The sequence below is a fragment of the Kluyvera sp. Awk 3 genome (assembly GCF_028069715.1).
In the GTDB taxonomy this organism is placed as follows: Bacteria; Pseudomonadota; Gammaproteobacteria; order Enterobacterales; family Enterobacteriaceae; genus Kluyvera; species Kluyvera georgiana_A.
Window position 1 is genome coordinate 62,963 of sequence record NZ_JANEWH010000001.1, and the last position, 17,557, is coordinate 80,519.

General features: G+C 55.9%; 14 protein-coding genes and 1 pseudogene. 9 read left to right on the forward strand and 6 right to left on the reverse strand.

Going from position 1 to position 17,557, the window contains the following annotated elements; genetic code table 11:
• Positions 1 to 42 precede the first annotated feature (42 nt).
• The 5 genes from NNN71_RS00285 (at position 43) to NNN71_RS00305 (ending at position 4,567) form a co-directional block, all read left to right on the forward strand.
• Positions 43 to 1,560 (forward strand): EAL domain-containing protein, encoded by a 1,518-nt coding sequence (locus tag NNN71_RS00285; RefSeq protein WP_271457634.1) that lies wholly within the window; start codon positions 43 to 45, stop codon positions 1,558 to 1,560.
• A gap of 90 nt (positions 1,561 to 1,650) precedes the next feature.
• Entirely contained in the window at positions 1,651 to 1,896 is a 246-nt protein-coding gene (locus NNN71_RS00290) for a YmjA family protein (protein ID WP_163446555.1), read from the forward strand.
• Positions 1,897 to 1,941: 45 nt separating this feature from the next.
• Positions 1,942 to 3,123 (forward strand): cystathionine beta-lyase, encoded by a 1,182-nt coding sequence (gene metC / locus NNN71_RS00295; RefSeq protein WP_163446556.1) that lies wholly within the window; start codon positions 1,942 to 1,944, stop codon positions 3,121 to 3,123.
• A gap of 87 nt (positions 3,124 to 3,210) precedes the next feature.
• Entirely contained in the window at positions 3,211 to 4,302 is a 1,092-nt protein-coding gene (locus NNN71_RS00300; RefSeq protein ID WP_271457635.1) for a Gfo/Idh/MocA family oxidoreductase, read from the forward strand.
• 43 nt (positions 4,303 to 4,345) lie between these two features.
• A complete protein-coding gene (locus NNN71_RS00305) occupies positions 4,346 to 4,567 on the forward strand; it encodes a zinc ribbon domain-containing protein (RefSeq protein ID WP_163446558.1) in 222 nt (73 codons plus the stop codon).
• Positions 4,568 to 4,609: 42 nt separating this feature from the next.
• On the opposite strand, the gene xseA is transcribed toward NNN71_RS00305, so the two are convergent.
• Entirely contained in the window at positions 4,610 to 5,986 is a 1,377-nt protein-coding gene (gene xseA / locus NNN71_RS00310) for an exodeoxyribonuclease VII large subunit (protein WP_271457636.1), read from the reverse strand.
• A 160-nt stretch (positions 5,987 to 6,146) separates the two neighbouring features.
• Here xseA and guaB point away from each other — a divergent pair, with 160 nt between their 5' ends.
• Positions 6,147 to 7,613, forward strand: coding sequence for an IMP dehydrogenase (gene guaB, locus NNN71_RS00315; protein ID WP_064543580.1), 1,467 nt, complete (start codon positions 6,147 to 6,149; stop codon positions 7,611 to 7,613).
• A gap of 69 nt (positions 7,614 to 7,682) precedes the next feature.
• Entirely contained in the window at positions 7,683 to 9,260 is a 1,578-nt protein-coding gene (gene guaA / locus NNN71_RS00320; protein WP_163446560.1) for a glutamine-hydrolyzing GMP synthase, read from the forward strand.
• Between the two features lie 50 nt (positions 9,261 to 9,310).
• Here the strand turns inward: guaA and NNN71_RS00325 are convergent, their stop codons facing one another.
• Positions 9,311 to 9,835, reverse strand: a complete 525-nt coding sequence (locus NNN71_RS00325; protein ID WP_271457637.1) for a GNAT family N-acetyltransferase — start codon at positions 9,833 to 9,835, stop codon at positions 9,311 to 9,313.
• A 5-nt stretch (positions 9,836 to 9,840) separates the two neighbouring features.
• Positions 9,841 to 11,034 carry an MFS transporter gene (locus tag NNN71_RS00330; RefSeq protein ID WP_271457638.1) on the reverse strand — a complete coding sequence of 398 codons (1,194 nt, stop codon included), beginning with the start codon at positions 11,032 to 11,034 and terminating at the stop codon, positions 9,841 to 9,843.
• A gap of 72 nt (positions 11,035 to 11,106) precedes the next feature.
• On the opposite strand from NNN71_RS00330, the pseudogene NNN71_RS00335 reads away from it, so the two are divergent.
• Positions 11,107 to 12,025: pseudogene (locus NNN71_RS00335) on the forward strand (LysR family transcriptional regulator).
• Here the strand turns inward: NNN71_RS00335 and mscS are convergent.
• Both mscS and NNN71_RS00345 read right to left on the reverse strand, forming a co-directional pair.
• Complete coding sequence (gene mscS, locus NNN71_RS00340) at positions 12,022 to 12,900, reverse strand: small-conductance mechanosensitive channel MscS (RefSeq protein WP_271457639.1); 879 nt, start codon at positions 12,898 to 12,900, stop codon at positions 12,022 to 12,024. The pseudogene NNN71_RS00335 and the gene mscS overlap by 4 nt on opposite strands.
• A gap of 315 nt (positions 12,901 to 13,215) precedes the next feature.
• Positions 13,216 to 13,419, reverse strand: coding sequence for a YfgG family protein (locus tag NNN71_RS00345; RefSeq protein ID WP_167575254.1), 204 nt, complete (start codon positions 13,417 to 13,419; stop codon positions 13,216 to 13,218).
• A gap of 351 nt (positions 13,420 to 13,770) precedes the next feature.
• On the opposite strand from NNN71_RS00345, the gene NNN71_RS00350 reads away from it, so the two are divergent.
• On the forward strand, positions 13,771 to 16,056 hold the full coding sequence (locus NNN71_RS00350) for an EAL domain-containing protein (protein WP_271457640.1): 2,286 nt from the start codon (positions 13,771 to 13,773) through the stop codon (positions 16,054 to 16,056).
• Here NNN71_RS00350 and ppx read toward each other — a convergent pair.
• Positions 16,009 to 17,556 carry an exopolyphosphatase gene (gene ppx / locus NNN71_RS00355; RefSeq protein WP_271457641.1) on the reverse strand — a complete coding sequence of 516 codons (1,548 nt, stop codon included), beginning with the start codon at positions 17,554 to 17,556 and terminating at the stop codon, positions 16,009 to 16,011. The two genes, NNN71_RS00350 and ppx, sit on opposite strands and share 48 nt — an antisense overlap.
• Between the last annotated feature and the right edge of the window lies 1 nt (position 17,557).

Below are 17,557 nucleotides of genomic sequence, written 5' to 3' on the forward strand. Positions count from 1 at the left end.
TATCCACAGCTAAAAATAAATCTCTTCGCCCAGGATATGATAATGCGTAGCGCGCTTCTTCCTGTCATTGCCGCCGTGTGCCTGTTTCTGGCCGGTGTTTTTATTTTGAATACCCAGCTTTGGTATTCCTCTCGCGCGGAAAGTCTTGGCGGCGCCCGATATGCCGCCAATAATATTAACCTTATTCTCGATGAAGCTTTCCGGGCGACCCGCGTGGCCACCGATATTGCGAATAAAGGATGTAATCCGGAGGGGCAATATCAGCTCGGTACTGAAGCGGCATTGCAGCCACATTTGCGCACGATTGTTATTGTTAAGAATGGCGCGATCTGGTGTTCATCGCTACCGGGTAACCGTATTTTACTGTCACAAATTCCGCCGATGGAGGCGCGTAATTTGCTGCTGGCACCTGCACGCGAGACGTCGAATGGGCAGCCAATTCTTATCTATAGCACTCAGTTAACCGCCAGTCGCATCCTGGTCACCATTAGCGACCAGCATATTCGCGGCGCGCTGAATGTCCCTCTGAAGGGCGTGCATTTTGCCTTACGGGTAGGGGAGTCGACGATTGGCATGTCCGGCGACGTGGTGAGCGGAAACGCTCGCTATAGCGGGCAAATCAGCTCGACAAAATATCCCTTCAGTATTGTCTACAATCAGCCGCCGTTATTTAGCCTACAGCGCATGATCACCCGCGGATTAGGCATCCTGCTTTTTCTTGGTGTTATCTCAATTGTCACGGCCTATGTGCTGGGTAAATACCTGAACAAAGAGATGACGCCGGAAGAGATGCTGCGCCGGGCGATAGCCAACGGTGAAATCGTTCCTTTTTACCAGATGGTGGTGAACGGTAGGGAGGGGACGCTGCGCGGCGTTGAAGTGCTTGCCCGCTGGAAACACCCGCGCGCGGGCTATATTTCCCCGGCGTCGTTTATTCCGGTGGCGGAAAAATCGGGGCTGATTGTGCCGCTGACGCGTAGCCTGATGGCGCAGGTCGTGGACAATATGAACGCCATCGAAAGCAAACTGCCGGAGGGTTTTCATGTCGGTATTAACTTTAGCGCGTCGCATATCGCCAAGCCGGACTTTGTCGACGAGTGCCTGCGCTTTAAAGACAGTTTCCACCGCAAGGATCTCAACCTGGTGCTTGAAGTGACGGAACGCGAGCCGCTGCACGTGGATGAAGATTTGGTACAAACGTTGAATACCCTGCACGAAAACGGTTTTGTGATTGCGCTGGATGATTTCGGTACCGGCTATTCGGGATTGTCTTATCTTCATGATCTACATATTGATTATATAAAGATCGACCAAAGTTTTGTCGCACGGGTCAATGCCGATCCGGATTCGACGCGCATTCTGGACTGCGTGCTGGATCTAGCCCGCAAGCTTTCGCTGAGTATTGTGGCTGAAGGCGTCGAAACCAAAGAACAACTCGACTATCTCAACAAAAATGACATTACGTTCCAGCAGGGATACTACTTTTATAAACCGGTGAAATTCACTGAGTTGATTAAAATTCTGCTGTCTAAACCGAAAGTGAAGGTGATTGTTGAGTAATTTGCCGCCCGTATGAAAACGCACGTTGACCTGATAGCGCGTAACGTAGGATAGTCACCGTTTTGCCAGTCTTTATTCCAGGAGCTGTCTATGACGCACGAAATCCCGCTGAAATTTTATGACATCGTCGATGAATACTCGACCGAAGCCGCGCAGGCGGTGAATGACGCCGAGCGTGATGCGCTGGCACACTATTTCCAGCTGCTGATTACCCGTTTAATGAACAACGAAGAAATCAGCGAAGACGCGCAAAAAGAGATGGCCGCTGAGGCGGGCATTAAAGAACAGCGCATTGATGATATTGCGGAATTCCTCAATCAATGGGGCAATGAATAGCACGATTTCTCGTCGGCAAGGCCGCTGAAAGGTACGAGGTAAATTATGGGTCATCATTCTCCATCCGATTTTAATATCAGCACGCAAATTACCCAGCTAGGCCGGGATACTTCCCGGCAGGCAGGGTTTGTGAATGCGCCGATTTATCGCGGCTCTACGGTAGTCTTTCCGACGGTTGACGATCTTGAACATAATCGCGCCGAATTTAACTACGGCACAATGGGTACGCCGACCATCGCCAGTCTCGAGAACGCCTGGAGCGTGCTGGCCGGTGCCGCCGGGACCGTACTGTCACCGTCCGGGCTGGGGGCGATTTCGCTGGCCCTGCTGACAACGCTGAAAGCGGGCGATCATCTGCTGATGCCTGATAGCGTTTACCGACCGACTCGCAATTTCTGCGCCGGTATGCTGGCCAAAATGGGTATTGAGACCACCTATTACGACCCGCTGATTGGCGCGGAGATAGCCTCGCTTTTTCGCGCGAACACCACCACGCTGTTCCTTGAGTCCCCCGGCTCGCAGAGCTTTGAGATTCAGGATGTTCCGGCGATGACCCAGGCGGCGAAAAAACAGGGGATCGCCACCATTATCGACAATACCTGGGCGACGCCGATTTTCTTCCGTGCCCACGAGCACGGTTGCGACCTCTCGCTCGAGGCGGGGACCAAATATCTCGGCGGCCATTCTGACCTGCTGATGGGGCTGGTGTCAGCTAATGACGCCTGGTGGCCGCGATTGCGTAAAACCTACGATCTGATGGCCATGCTGCCCGGCGCGGAAGACTGCTTCCTGGCCCTGCGCGGGCTGCGCACGATGCATCTGCGCCTGAAAGAGGCTGAACAGCGCGGTCTGGAGATGGCGCATTGGCTACAGGCGCGTCCGGAAGTGCTGAGGGTACTGCACCCGGCGCTGCCGGAGTGCCCGGGGCACGAGATCTGGAAGCGTGATTTTACCGGCTCATCCGGGCTGTTTTCGCTGGTGCTGAAGCCCGAATTTACCAAAGCGGGGGTGGCGAATATGTTGGATCATATGCGCATTTTCGCCATGGGCTATTCGTGGGGCGGTTTTGAAAGCCTGATTATTCCGTTCAACTGCGCCGATTACCGCACCGCGACCAGCTGGCAGCCTGGCGGCCTGACGCTGCGCATCCAGATGGGGCTGGAAGATATGGATGATTTAAAAACCGATCTGGCGGCTGGTTTCGACCGTCTGCGCGCGGTGCGCTAACCGCAATACGCCATCGCGGACACGTTTCTGTGATGGCGCTTCACGCATAATGCCCGCCGTATTGTTTTTCTGCATGAGTCGAATGTTATGAATATTGGTTTTATCGGCCTCGGGTCGGTGGTTGAAACCGCCTATTTACCTGCGCTAAAGGCGCTGTCGCTGCCAGTGAGCTCGATTTGCGGCTATGACAGCAATCCGCTGCGGGTGCTGCCGGGCGTAACGACCTTTAAATCCCTTGCCGCACTGCTGGCGCAGCCCATCGACACGCTGTTTATTACCACCGTTTCGCTGGCGCATTTGCCGGTACTTGAACAAGCGCTGCGTTCGCCGATTCCGCGGATTGTGGTAGAAAAGCCGATTGCCGCCACGCTGGACCAGCTTACCGCGCTGCGCCAGCTGCTTTCGGTGCCGGATAACGCTCGGCGCGTGCTGGCGCTGGATCACTGGATGGCCCGGGACGGCGTATTGTGTCTGGCACAGGGCCGAATGGATGACCGCTGGCAACCTGAAGATGGCGCGGTAATTGACCGCCCGGTGGTCACCGCGCTGGACGAGATTGTCAGCATCGACGGTTTTCTGCTTGAGCCGAGTGGCTATAACGCCGCGGGTGAACCTGTCGCGCTGAATTTTGCTACCGGGGAACCGGATACCCGCCAGTTGCGCCACCCGGACGGTGTCATTGTCGATATCGGTACCCACGTACTGGCGATGATGCGTGAGACGGTGCGCTATCTCGGCGGCAGCGATGACATTGTGCTGCGGGCTGAACGGGTTAAGGACCGCTTAGGGCAGCCCATTGCGCTGGGCGATACCGAAACGGCAGAGGGCGAGGCACATCTGATTGGCACGCTTGGCGGTATTGCGGTCAACCTATGGCTGAATAAATACGCCGGGCCGGGCGTCGAGCGCAAGGGCATCCGTATTTCCTTGCGCGACGGGCGAGTGATAAGCCAGAACCGTGGCCCCGAGGGCGAGCGCGTTGAGCTGATTTGTGGCGATTCCGTACTCGGCTGGACCCGTCGCGGCGCAATTTATGCCCACTGTCTGGGCGATCAGATTCTGGGCGCGCAAAGTTTGTATTCCCGTGCGCCGCAGGAAGTGGCGAAGCTCACGGCGCGGCGCATTGGCGAGGTCGAGGCGCTGTTGCAGATTCAGCAGCGGTTACGTGGAACGCACTGAGACGTGATAAAATGGCGGCACAATACGATGTTAAGGAGTCGCCATGGAATTCATCTGCCCAACCTGTCAGGCCTCGCTGGAGGTGCAGGGCCAACAGGCGCACTGCGCGCACTGTGATAAAACCTTTACCCTCGAGCCACGCTGCCCCGAGTGCCATAAGCCGCTGGAAGTGTTAAAAGCCTGCGGCGCGGTGGATTTCTTCTGCCAGAACGGCCATGGGATGATCTCGAAAAAGCGGGTTGAGTGGGTGCCTGCGGGGGAATAAGCGAGAGGATACCGGGCCTGTAGGCCCGGTTATGCTGAACGATTAAACGGCTTTTTTCCGTGAGCGCGTTTTTTTCATCGGCGTCACTGTTTTAATTTCACTCTCGACCCAGCCGTCTGCCAGCCGGGTCGTCAGCATTTCTCCGGCTTTTGCCTGCTTCGCCTGTTTCAATACCTTGCCATCGCTGGCGGTGGTGACGCTATAGCCGCGCGCCAGCGTCGCCAGCGGGCTGACGGCTTCCAGATGCGTGACCGCATTGCCAAAGCGTTCGCGCTGTTCGCTGAGGCGTGCGCGAATGGTTTCGGCCAGGCGATATTCCAGTTGCTGGATACGCGACTGGGCGCGATGAATACGCGGTTGCGGATTCTGCTGGTTCAGACGTTGTAGCATGCGCTGCTGGCGCTGATTGGCCTGTTTGATCTGGCTTTCCAGCGCGCTGTTCATGCGCTGACGCAGCCGTTCCAGCGAGGTTTGCTGGCGCGCCAGACGCAGCTGCGGATGCTGCTGCTGCAGGCGATGGAACATCTGAGTAAAACGACGGCTACGGTTGGCGAGGTAGTAGTCCATCGCCATGCCCAAACGCTGCTGGGCGGACTGAATCTGACGCAGCAGCTCCTGCTGATTACGGCTGACGATCTCCGCCGCCGCCGATGGCGTGGGGGCTCGCAGGTCGCCGACAAAATCGGCGATAGTGACGTCGGTTTCGTGGCCGACGGCGCTGACCACCGGAATGCGGCTGGCAAAAATAGCGCGCGCCACGCGTTCGTCGTTAAAGCTCCACAAATCTTCCAGCGAGCCACCGCCGCGCCCGACGATTAATACGTCGCACTCGCCGCGGGTGTTGGCCAGCTCAATGGCGCGCACAATCTGCCCCGGCGCATCGTCGCCCTGTACCGCGGTGGGGTAAATCACCACCGGCAGCGAGGGATCGCGGCGTTTAAGAACGTGGAGAATATCGTGCAGCGCCGCGCCGGTTTTTGAGGTAATCACCCCGACGCAGTGGGCCGGGGAGGGCAGCGGCTGCTTGTATTGCTGATCGAACAACCCTTCCGCCTGCAGTTTGGCTTTAAGCTGTTCATATTTTTGCTGCAACAGCCCTTCGCCCGCAGGCTGCATGCTCTCGACGATAATCTGGTAGTCGCCGCGCGGCTCATACAGCGTGATGTTGGCGCGCACCAGTACCTGTTGTCCGTGCTGCGGGCGGAACGTCACCCGGCGGTTGCTGTTGCGGAACATCGCGCAGCGCACCTGGGCATTATCGTCTTTTAAGGTGAAGTACCAGTGGCCGGAAGAGGGCTGGGTAAAGTTGGAGATCTCGCCGCTAATCCACACCTGGCCCATCTCTTTTTCGAGCAGCAGACGCACCGACTGGTTAAGGCGGCTAACGGTAAAAATTGCGGGGCTTTGTGAGGATAACATGTGAGCGGGATCAAATTCTAAATCAGCAGGTTATTCAGTCGATAGTAACCTGCCAGAGGGCGATCGCAAGCATTTTTTGCAAAAAAGTGTGGATGCAATCGCTTACGCTCTGTATAATGCCGCGGCAATATTTAATAACCTCCCAGGTGAGATATTGCCCATGCTACGTATCGCAAAAGAAGCCCTGACGTTTGACGACGTCCTCCTCGTTCCCGCTCATTCTACCGTTCTGCCGAACACGGCTGACCTTAGCACTCAGCTGACCAAAACCATTCGTCTGAACATTCCTATGCTCTCTGCGGCAATGGACACCGTGACTGAAGCGCGCCTGGCGATTGCCCTGGCACAGGAAGGCGGCATTGGTTTTATCCACAAAAACATGTCTATCGAGCGCCAGGCGGAAGAAGTTCGCCGCGTGAAAAAACACGAATCCGGCGTGGTAACCGACCCGCAGACCGTTCTGCCAACCACCACTTTGGCAGAAGTGAAAGAGCTGACCGAGCGCAACGGCTTCGCGGGCTATCCGGTTGTGACCGAAGACAATGAACTGGTAGGTATCATCACCGGCCGTGACGTGCGTTTCGTCACCGACCTGAGCCAGCCGGTGAGCGTCTATATGACTCCGAAAGATCGTCTGGTGACCGTTCGCGAAGGCGAAGCGCGTGATGTGGTGTTCGCCAAAATGCACGAACGTCGCGTCGAAAAAGCGCTGGTGGTTGACGATAGCTTCCACCTGCTGGGCATGATCACCGTTAAAGACTTCAAAAAAGCCGAACGTAAACCGAACGCGTGTAAAGATGAGAAAGGTCGTCTGCGCGTTGGGGCCGCAGTGGGCGCGGGCGCGGGCAACGAAGAGCGTGTTGATGCGCTGGTTGCCGCGGGCGTTGACGTCCTGCTGATTGACTCCTCTCACGGTCACTCTGAAGGCGTGCTGCAGCGTATCCGTGAAACCCGTGCGAAATATCCTGACCTGCAAATCATCGGCGGTAACGTCGCCACTGGCGCTGGCGCTCGCGCACTGGCGGAAGCCGGTTGCAGCGCGGTGAAAGTGGGTATCGGCCCTGGCTCCATCTGTACGACTCGTATCGTGACCGGCGTGGGCGTTCCGCAGATCACCGCCGTTTCCGACGCGGTTGAAGCGCTGGAAGGCACCGGTATTCCGGTTATCGCTGACGGCGGTATCCGTTTCTCCGGTGATATCGCTAAAGCGATTGCCGCTGGCGCCGCTGCCGTCATGGTGGGCTCTATGCTGGCAGGTACTGAAGAATCCCCGGGCGAAATTGAACTCTACCAGGGCCGTTCTTACAAATCCTACCGTGGTATGGGTTCTCTGGGCGCGATGTCCAAAGGCTCCTCCGACCGTTACTTCCAGAGCGATAACGCCGCTGACAAACTGGTGCCGGAAGGTATCGAAGGTCGCGTAGCGTATAAAGGCCGCCTGAAAGAGATCATTCACCAGCAGATGGGCGGCCTGCGCTCCTGTATGGGTCTGACCGGTTGTGGTACCATCGACCTGCTGCGTACGAAGGCTGAATTCGTGCGTATCAGCGGTGCGGGTATCCAGGAAAGCCACGTTCACGACGTGACCATCACCAAAGAGTCCCCGAACTATCGCATGGGCTCCTGATAAGTTTCCGCGCCCGGTTTTAAACCGGGCGTTTTGTTATTGTTTCACTTGCCTCGGAATTATCGTCAAATGACAGACAATATTCATAAACATCGCATTCTCATCCTCGATTTCGGATCGCAGTATACCCAGCTGGTCGCGCGTCGCGTCCGCGAACTGGGCGTCTACTGTGAACTGTGGGCATGGGATGTTACTGAAGCACAAATCCGTGAGTTCAACCCGAGCGGCATCATCCTCTCCGGCGGCCCGGAAAGCACCACCGAAGCAAACAGCCCGCGTGCGCCTGAGTACGTATTTAACGCCGGTGTACCGGTATTCGGCGTCTGCTACGGCATGCAGACCATGGCGATGCAGTTAGGTGGTCATGTTGAAGGTTCTAACGAGCGTGAGTTCGGTTACGCCCAGGTTGAAGTGCAGACCGACAGCGCGCTGATTCGCGGTATCGAAGATTCTCTGACCGCAGAAGGCAAACCGCTGCTGGACGTGTGGATGAGTCACGGCGATAAAGTGACCGCGATCCCGGAAGGTTTTGTCACCGTTGCCAGCACCGAGACCTGCCCGTTCGCCATTATGGCGCACGAAGAAAAACGCTTCTACGGCGTGCAGTTCCACCCGGAAGTGACCCACACCCGTCAGGGCATGCGCATGCTGGAGCGCTTCGTACGCGATATCTGCCAGTGTGAAGCCCTGTGGACCCCGGCTAAAATCATCGACGACGCCGTTGCGCGTATTCGTGAACAAGTTGGCGAAGACAAAGTCATCCTGGGCCTGTCTGGCGGCGTGGACTCTTCCGTCACCGCGATGCTGCTGCACCGCGCTATCGGTAAAAACCTGACCTGCGTCTTCGTCGATAACGGTCTGCTGCGTCTCAACGAAGCACAGCAGGTGATGGACATGTTCGGCGACCACTTCGGTCTGAACATCGTTCACGTGGAAGGCGAGCAGCGCTTCCTGGACGCGCTGAAAGGCGAGAACGATCCGGAAGCGAAACGCAAGATTATCGGCCGCGTGTTCGTGGAAGTGTTCGACGAAGAAGCGCTGAAGCTGGAAGACGTGAAATGGCTGGCGCAGGGCACTATCTACCCTGACGTGATCGAATCTGCGGCGTCTGCCACCGGTAAAGCACACGTTATCAAATCTCACCACAACGTGGGCGGCCTGCCGAAAGAGATGAAGATGGGTCTGGTTGAGCCGCTGCGTGAGCTGTTCAAAGACGAAGTGCGTAAGATCGGTCTGGAACTGGGCCTGCCGTACGACATGCTGTACCGTCACCCGTTCCCGGGCCCGGGTCTGGGCGTGCGTGTGCTGGGCGAAGTGAAGAAAGAGTACTGCGACCTGCTGCGTCGTGCGGACGCTATCTTCATCGAAGAGCTGCACAAAGCTGACCTGTACAACAAAGTGAGCCAGGCGTTCACCGTGTTCCTGCCGGTTCGCTCCGTTGGCGTAATGGGCGATGGCCGTAAGTACGACTGGGTTGTTTCCCTGCGTGCTGTGGAAACCATCGACTTTATGACCGCGCACTGGGCACACCTGCCGTACGATTTCTTAGGCCGCGTCTCTAACCGCATCATCAACGAAGTGAACGGTATTTCCCGCGTGGTGTATGACATCAGCGGTAAGCCGCCAGCCACGATCGAGTGGGAATAATTTTCCCTCTCCGTTAGCGTGCAAAACCCTCTGCCTGGCAGAGGGTTTTTTTATGCCGCTTCGTCACGTCTGCGCCGATACTGCAAACTTGGCTCCGCCCCCGGCACATCGTTAATTTCTCTGACCAGCCTCATTCCGCACTTCAGCAATACTTTCTGTGATGCCAGATGATTCTTGCGCACAATACCGACGACCTCATCAAGTTTTAACGTCGTAAACGCATACTCCACCGCCGCGAGGGCAAATTCTGTCGCCAACCCTTTGCCCCACGCCTCGGGAGCAAAGCGGTAGCCCAGGTTATTCACCGCGCCGAAAGGATATTCGACAATGCGCAGCCCGCCAAAACCGATGATCTGTTCGGGTGTCTCCCGCAGGCTGAACGCCCAGTTGCCGAAGCCGTGAGCGTCGCGATGTTCAAGCCACCCCGTCAGGATGCGGTGAGAATGTTCGATATCCGGATGTGGGCCCGCGGGATTAAAAGTGTTGGTCGCCGGATCGCCATAAATACGGAAAAGCGCGTCAAGGTCTGTGATCGCCACCGGGCGGAGGATCAGGCGTTCGGTTTGCAGGTGCATGGGGGTTATCCTTGTCGTGAAGCGTGTTGATCGTTGTTTTTTGTTATGCGAGCAGTCTGGCACAGCGCAATGGTCACCGCCAGCCCAGCGGCTATGACGGCAAGGGCTGCGGATACGGTAAGGCTTCCCTGCATACCCAGCGTCTGATTGAGCCAGGCGTAGGCAAACGGCGAGGCGGCGGCCAGCAGTTGGGCGGGGATCAGCAATACGCCAGTGCGGCGGGCATAGTCTTCAGCGGCGAACAGTTGAAGTGGCAACGTGGCTTTGAATACCGTGGTCAAACCGTTGATGGCGCCGTACCCGAGGACAAATCCTCCGGCCGCCCAGCCAATATGTGTGCTGCTGATACCCAATGCAAAGCACAGCGGTATGAAAAAGACCGTGAGCAGCGTCAGTCTGATAGGGGTTAATACGGAGCCGGAGGCGACTTCAAGAAAGCGCGCCCCGGTCTGCCCGACTCCCCACAGAATACCCACGGCGATGGGGAGACCGTGGGCGGCGATAAACTCCGGTAGATGCGTAGAGGTGCCATTAGAGATAAAGGTCACGATGGCAATCAGTGCGGCGTAAAGCCAGCTAATATGAACGTCGCGGGAGAGGACTGCGCTGGGGCTGCGCGGGCTCACTGGCGGCAGTTTTTGGTTAGGCATTGGGATGAGAATCAGAGCGCTCAGAAACCCGAGCAGACTGTACACCAGCAGCGCATGTCGCCAGTCGATTAGCGTGAGTAATGCACTGCCCAGCGGCCAGAAGAGCGCGGAGGCTAGCCCGCCGGATAAGGTGACGCGGGAAATGGTCGCTCTGGCTCGCTGGCCGTAAAGGTTCACCAGCGCGGCAAACAGACCGTCGTACAGGGCCAGCCGCATGCCGACGCCGGTCAGTATCCAGGCGCAGTACCATCCCGGCAAAGTGTGGATGAGAGACATCAAAAGACAGCCTATGGCAATCAGCATTGTGCCGCCGATCACCACACGCTGGCCGCCAAAATGTGCCAGCAGGCGGGCGACCCATGGCGACAGTAGCGCCATGACCAGCATGGCCAGCGTCAGGCCGAAATAGATATGCGTCGCTGCCCAGCCGGTATCTTGCATAATCGCGCGGGCGAAGGTGCCAGGCATGTAAAACGAGATTCCCCAGTTAATCAACTGGTTGCCTCCAGCGGCAAGGGTGACAGAAAGAGGGGCGGCAGGTGTTTTCATTATATTCTCGTCAGTTATGCAGTTGCTGGCAGCATAACGCTCACGCTATTGTGCTGGCAGAGCCCTCCGTTTATGACCCTGATAAGAGAAACTTTGCATGACGACCCTGAATCTGGGATATCTGGCAACCTTCCGCCTGGTGGTGCAGCGCGGCAGCTTTTCGGCGGCGGCTGACGTGCTGGGTATCTCTCAGCCGGCGGTAAGTCTTCAGGTACGTCAGCTTGAACAGTTCTTACAGGCAAGGTTGATTGAGCGTACCGGGCGCGGCGTGAAGGCGACGGCGGCAGGAATGGCGTTGCTGCTGCACGGCGAGCGGATTGAACAGGCGGTGAATGAAGCCGTGCAGTCGGTAAACGAATGCAGCGAGCAGGTGAGCGGTGAGATTTCGTTGGGCACCGGGGCTACGGCGTGCATTCATCTGTTGCCGCCGATGCTGCAAGAACTGCGTGAGCGTTACCCGCTGCTGACGGTCGGGGTGACCACTGGCAATACGCCGGATATCGTGCGGGCCATAGAAGAGAATCGGCTCGATTTGGGGCTGGTCACCTTGCCCGCTAGCGGGCGTAGTCTGGAGGTCATGGCGGCTCAACGAGAAGAGTTTGTGCTGATTATTGCCGCGGCGCAACGGACGCCAACGGCAACGCCTGCCGGGTTGCGGGCGCTACCGCTTATCGCATTCGAGCAAGGAAGCGGCACGCGTAGTCTGATTGACGGCTGGTTCCAACGCGCAGGCGTAGAAGCCCGGCCGGTGATGCAGCTGGGCAGTATTGAAGCGATAAAGCGCATGGTGGCCGCCGGGCTGGGCTACAGTATTATTCCGCGTATGGCGGTTGAGGCGCCCCGCGATCGTGAAGGGCTGCACGTCAGTTCGCTGGCGCCACTTTTGCACCGCCAACTGGCGGTGGTGATGCGCCAGGATAAGATCCTCAGCAAAGGGATTGCTGAATTAGTGAAGCTGTTGCAAAGGGCACCCTCGTGCCCTCGGGATTAATCAACCAGCTGTAGCTGCGGGTGCGCTGGCGCGGTCACATTCTCAACGCGAATATCCATCTGTGGATAAGGCAGATCGATGTGATTGGCGTCCAGCGCCTCTTTGATATTTTCGAGCAGGTCGTAGTAGGTATTCCAGTACTCGGCATTGCGTACCCACACTCGCACATAAAAGTTCAGTGATGAGGCGCCCAGCTCTCCCAGACGGACGGTGACGCCGCGCTGGCGGTCAATTCGCGAGTCTTTTTCAATCAGCTGATTAATCACGCGCTTCACGTCGGCAATGCGGCTCTGGTAACCCACGCCAATCACCAGGTCGATACGGCGGAACGGGTGACGGGAGTAGTTGATAATGTTATCAGCGATAATCTTGCCGTTGGGGATCACCACTTCTTTGCTATCGCCGGTCAGCAGCGTGGTGGAGAAAATGTGCACCTTCTCTACTTTGCCGGTCATGGCGCCAATCTGTACCACTTCGCCGGCGCGGAAAGGGCGCAGGGAAACCAGCAGCACGCCCGCGGCAAAGTTGGAGAGCGAGCCCTGAAGCGCCAGACCTACAGCCAGCCCCGCAGCGCCGATGACGGCGATGATCGATGAGGTTTCAATCCCCACGCGGCCCAGCGCGGCCACGACAAAGAAAGCCAGCGTGATGTAGCGTACCAGCGCGGTGAAAAACTGGACAATGGTGATATCGACTTTACGTTTGAGCAGCAGCTTCTCCAGCCCGCGAGAAAGCAGGCGTGAGATGGCTTTGCCCACGAACAACAGGATAATAGCGGCAACAACATTCCAGCCAAATTGAATAACCGCATCGCTGTGGCCAGCCATCCATTCAACAGCATTTTTTATTTTTGGAAATAAGGTAAAACCGATCATCACAAGCCCTGCCTGGTTAAAAATAATGGCGAAAAAATCAAATGAAGATATATAAAATATCTATATATTTGTTTTCATATATCCAAGGTGGATGGGTTAGCGATTATTTGCGCAGTTATTGTCTTTTTTCTGCCCATTTATCAAGACTATAAAAAAACAGCGCGAATGGTGCGGCGAAGCGAAAAGAAAATTTTGTGTATTCGTGCGGGAAACGTTTTTTATCCACTTTACGACATATGGTGGGCTGACATGTAGATCCCTTACCGGATGGTTAAACGAGATGCTTAGCCATTCGGTAAGGAATCTTTCGGGGGATTAACGGTCGTCGGGTTGTGCGGGGGGCGTCTGTTGCGACAGGCTGCTCTGCTGGGATTCTTTTTTGTCCTGGTGGTGATGCCACGCACCGATGGAGGAGTAGACGAAGCGTCCGAAGAAGAAGAGGAAACTGATAAGCAGTACGATCCGGGTCATTCGACTGTTAAATCGGTGTCGTTTTCGTAGGCTGGTAACCTGGCTCACAAAGGGGTCCTTTAGCAATACCCATAGACGGGCGATGTGTACATTAAGGCACAGAGTGACGCACGGGTCAATTGAGGTGAATGTAAAAATCCGTCAGACAAAACATTAATTAATGTTATATAAGATATTATACGTATTCACAAAGATAAATTAATAATTAGATAAACGGCATAGAAAACGAAATTATTGTTTTTATGTACGCGGTTTCTTGACTCACATCAAACTTCATTCGTAGCTGATAACTAAAATTCTCGCTATACCCGCGCATTGCCTTCTTTCGCGGACGTTTAAGCCAGGTTGGATGCCTGTCTGAAAATACCCAGCAGGATTTGGGGTATCTATAGAGCATCTATGAATTTCTGTAAAATATATAAGCAATATCGCGATTGCTGGTGGGGTCTTCCGCTGATATTGCCACTCCTGATCTTACCAATAATTAGACTTGCTAATACGTACACTTATGTTGGCGGCGGCAAGACCTACCTTTATTATCTGCCGATGCCGTTTCTGCTGTGTATGATGCTGTTTTTCGGCTGGAAAGCGTTGCCTGGGCTGATGGTTGGTATTGGCTGCTATCTCACGCGCGATCTGCATATGGTTGAAGAAATAGGCATTACGCTGCAGTTTCTGATCCCTACGCTGGTGGCATGGGGCGGCTATCAGTACTTCAACAGCGGGCGCAAAATGGTGTCGCATGGCGACACGCGACTCATGGCGCAGCGGTTGTTCTGGCAGATGTTTGTCCCGGCCACGCTGTTTATGTTGCTGCTCCAATTTACGCTGTATATCGGTATTTACCCGAGTTTCAGCGATGTACAATGGACCTCGCCGCTCACCCAGCGCAATTTGATCAACTACCAGTCGCTGCTGATGGGCTACCTGACCGGCGTGCCGTTATGTTATTTGCTGATTAGATTAATCCGCAACCCATACTATATTCGCTCCTTTATTTCGCAGGTGCGCCGGGACTTTGACCCAAAAGTGAAGTGGCCGGAAATGATAGTATGGAGCGGCTTCTTGCTGGGGATTTTCTCCTTGCTGATGAAGCCGCTGGACAGCGGCAGCACCATTTTCAGCACCAACTATACAATCTCTTTGCTGCTGCCCATTATGCTGTGGGGATCGATGCGCTTCGGCTACCGCTTTATTTCGGTGGTCTGGACGCTGCTGCTGATTGTGGCGATTCACTACCACTATCACTACGTGCCACACACCGCAGGTTACAGCGTACAGCTGGCAATTACCTCGTCCAGCTTTCTGGTGTTCTCGTTTATCATTGCTTATATGGCCATGCTCTCAAGCCGTCAGCGGGCCATTCACGAGCGGGTGCGACGGATGGCCTTTATCGATCCCGTGGTCAATCTGCCCAACATGCGCGCCTTGAATCGGGCAATCGGCAAGACTCCATGGTCGGTACTGTGTTTCCTGCGTATGCCGGACCTCGAAGTACTCACGCGGCACTACGGTATTATGCTGCGTATCAACTACAAGCAGAATCTGGCGGAGTACCTGAGCGAGGTGCTGCGTCCTGGTGAAGGGGTGTACCAGCTGACCGGTAGCGACCTCGCCGTACTGCTGCATACGGAATCCTACAAAGAGCGCATTGAAGATCTCTATGCGCGTCTGAAGATGTTCCGCTATAGCTGGAACGGCATGCCGTTACAGCCGCAGATTGGCCTCAGCTACTGCTACATTCAATCGCCAGTATCACACCTTTCGCTGATGCTGGGCGAGCTGAATACGGTGGCCGAGCTGTCGCTGGTGACCGACCGCCCGGAAAACCTCCAGCGGCGCGGCGCGCAGCATTTACAGCAGGAGTTGAAGGACAAAATCGCCATGATGGTCCGCGTTCAGCAGGCGCTGGAGAACGACCGTTTCCGCCTGATGGCGCAGCCGATCGTCGGCATTCGCGGCGATGATTATCACGAAGTGCTGTTGCGTATGTTGGGCGATGATGATGATGAGTTGATCTCGCCAACGCTGTTCCTGCCAGTCGCCCACGAATTTGGTATGGCCTCGCGTATCGACCTGTGGGTACTGGAAAATACGCTGCGCTTTATGGCCAGCCGCCGGGCGACCAACCCGGGTATGCGGCTGGCGCTGAACCTGGCGCCATCAACGGCAAGCGGGCTAGGCTTTTCCAAACAGGTCGCGCTATTGCTGGAAGAGCATGGCATCGAAGCCTGGCAGTTGGTCTTTGAAATTACGGAAAGTCATTCATTGGTCAACGTTGAGCAGGCGCGTCGCACGCTGCGAGAGTTGCAGGAACTGGGCTGTCGGGTGGCGATAGATGATTTTGGTACCGGTTACGCCAGCTACGCCAGGCTTAAGCATATCAGCGCTGATATCCTCAAAATTGACGGCAGCTTTATCCGCAATATTGCTACCAGCAGTATGGACTATCAGATTGTGGCATCGATCTGCCATCTGGCGCGGATGAAGAAAATGCGCGTGGTGGCGGAATATGTGGAGAACGAAGAGATTCGTCAGGCGGCGATTGCGTTGGGTATTGATTACTTGCAGGGTTATAGCATTGGTAGGCCAGCTCCCCTTGAGGAGCTGGCGGCAGTGGAGTGCAAAAGCAGCGAATCAGGCCGCGACAACTTCGTCGGGCGCACGCTCCTCGGTGATTTTTAACAACCAGCCGGTGACGCTCTCCCAGTATTCCTGCTCTTTTTCCAAATCGAGCAGCACCAGCGCGTTCTGAGTAAACCAGTCGTGCGGGAAGCAGAGCGTCCAGTGGTTGGCTTCGGTCGTGAGCTTCAGCGTCGGCGGCGTGGTGGTTGCCTGACGCTGGTTGTTCAGCAGCACGCCCAGGCGTAGCAGCTGGATCATCGGCAGGAACTGCTTCTTCTTGAACAGGGTAAAGCGCGGCAATTCGTCGAGCTTGATGGCTTTACGATGGAAGCGTACCAACGTCGCCATCAAGTACTGCTGCTCCTGATTGAACCCCGGTAGATCGCTATTTTGCAGAATGTAGGCGGAGTGGCGATGCATGCCGCTGTGATTAATATTCAGCCCCACTTCGTGCAGCATCGATGCCCATTTCAGCAGCGCGTTCAGCTGTGGGTTTCCCAGCTTCGGGTTTTGCTCCAGCCACTGATCGTACATTTGCATCGTGGTTTCGAGTACGCGCTGGGCCTGCTCGCGGTCGATATTGTACTGGTTTGCCAGGCTTTGCGCGGTGCGGCTACGCACGTCCTGATGGCGGAAGCGGCCTTCCATCTCATACAGCACGCCTTCACGCAGCGCGCCGTCAGACAGACGTAGCTCTTTAATGGCCAGCGCGTCGAACACCCCACAAAGAATCGCCAGCCCCGGCACAAACACGCCTTTACGTTCTTCGGAAAGTCCCGGCAGGCTCAGGCTGCTGAAGTTCTTATACTTCAGCACTTCCTCCACCAGCTTCTCCAGGCGCTCAGGGGTGATGAAACCGTCTTTTTCGCCCATCCCCAGCAGCACTTCATGCGCGGCCTTAATGGTGCCGGAAGCGCCCATCGCCACGCTCCAGCCCTGGATACGGAACTGCCACGCCAGCGTTTCCAGCTTTTGCACTGCCGCCATACGGGCGCGCTGGAAGTTCTCGCGGTTGATGGTGCCCGCCAGGAAGAACTGCTGGCCGAAACTCACGCACCCCATACGACGGCTTTCCACCAGCTTGGGTTCGAAATCTTCGCCAATCACCAGCTCCGTTGAGCCGCCGCCGATGTCGATGACCAGCTTGCGGCCTTTCTCCGGCTGTGTGTGCTCTACGCCCATGAAAATCAAACGGGCTTCTTCATTCCCGGAGATGATTTCAATCGGGTAGGGGATCACTTTTTCCGCGCGCTTGAGAAACTCGGTCGAGTTGGCGGCCTGACGTAACGAGTGCGTGCCCACGATACAGACGCTGGAAGGGGAGAAGCCTTGTAGTCGCTCGGCAAACAGCGACAGGCAGCTTAACCCGCGTTCCATGGCCTCTTCGCTCAGCATGTTGTTCTCATCCAGACCGTCAGCCAGATGAACGCGCTGTTTCAGGCGGCCGATGATCTGCATTGCTCCGTCGACGACGCGCGCAATGACCATGTGAAAACTGTTCGAACCAAGATCAACCGCCGCAAACTCCTGCGGCCGGGGTGCTTTGCTTTTTATTGGCATA

Bases quoted from the DNA above. Each gene is read 5' to 3' on its own strand.
- ppx (WP_271457641.1), bottom strand. From the start codon at position 17,556: ATGCCAATAAAAAGCAAAGCACCCCGGCCGCAGGAGTTTGCGGCGGTT.
- metC (WP_163446556.1), top strand. From the start codon at position 1,942: ATGGGTCATCATTCTCCATCCGATTTTAATATCAGCACGCAAATTACC.
- guaB (WP_064543580.1), top strand. From the start codon at position 6,147: ATGCTACGTATCGCAAAAGAAGCCCTGACGTTTGACGACGTCCTCCTC.
- mscS (WP_271457639.1), bottom strand. From the start codon at position 12,900: ATGATCGGTTTTACCTTATTTCCAAAAATAAAAAATGCTGTTGAATGG.
- NNN71_RS00290 (WP_163446555.1), top strand. From the start codon at position 1,651: ATGACGCACGAAATCCCGCTGAAATTTTATGACATCGTCGATGAATAC.
- guaA (WP_163446560.1), top strand. From the start codon at position 7,683: ATGACAGACAATATTCATAAACATCGCATTCTCATCCTCGATTTCGGA.
- NNN71_RS00305 (WP_163446558.1), top strand. From the start codon at position 4,346: ATGGAATTCATCTGCCCAACCTGTCAGGCCTCGCTGGAGGTGCAGGGC.
- NNN71_RS00285 (WP_271457634.1), top strand. From the start codon at position 43: ATGCGTAGCGCGCTTCTTCCTGTCATTGCCGCCGTGTGCCTGTTTCTG.
- xseA (WP_271457636.1), bottom strand. From the start codon at position 5,986: ATGTTATCCTCACAAAGCCCCGCAATTTTTACCGTTAGCCGCCTTAAC.
- NNN71_RS00330 (WP_271457638.1), bottom strand. From the start codon at position 11,034: ATGAAAACACCTGCCGCCCCTCTTTCTGTCACCCTTGCCGCTGGAGGC.
- NNN71_RS00350 (WP_271457640.1), top strand. From the start codon at position 13,771: ATGAATTTCTGTAAAATATATAAGCAATATCGCGATTGCTGGTGGGGT.
- NNN71_RS00300 (WP_271457635.1), top strand. From the start codon at position 3,211: ATGAATATTGGTTTTATCGGCCTCGGGTCGGTGGTTGAAACCGCCTAT.
- NNN71_RS00325 (WP_271457637.1), bottom strand. From the start codon at position 9,835: ATGCACCTGCAAACCGAACGCCTGATCCTCCGCCCGGTGGCGATCACA.